This window comes from Brevibacterium sp. SIMBA_078, assembly GCF_046534565.1.
Taxonomy (GTDB): domain Bacteria; phylum Actinomycetota; class Actinomycetes; order Actinomycetales; family Brevibacteriaceae; genus Brevibacterium.
Genome location: NZ_JAWRYQ010000316.1, coordinates 1 through 262 on the forward strand (window position 1 = coordinate 1; position 262 = coordinate 262).

Here is a 262-nt window from a genome sequence, read left to right on the forward strand (position 1 = left end):
TGAGCAATAATTCACGTATTGATCCGAACTCATCTAACCGTTCACCGTCGTCGATAAATGATGTTCAGGGACACCCGCAGGCATTTTTTGTGAATCAGTCTTTGGTTGGCAAGGTTACGGTGTACGACAGTAACATTCCGGCTCGGTTCAGCGGCTTCAGTGGTGGCGTGGTAGACGTGGAGAGTCGGGATGCAGAGCAAACTCCTTGGCTAAAAATCAATTGGAGAACGTCAAAAAGTGACTGGAACCAATATCAGTACAT

Annotated in this window: 1 protein-coding gene; it reads left to right on the top strand. The window is 46.9% G+C overall.

Translation table 11 applies throughout. From position 1 onward, the window contains the following. A partial coding sequence (locus SB749_RS19860; protein ID WP_410711819.1) for a hypothetical protein occupies positions 1-262 on the top strand: 262 nt, incomplete at both ends.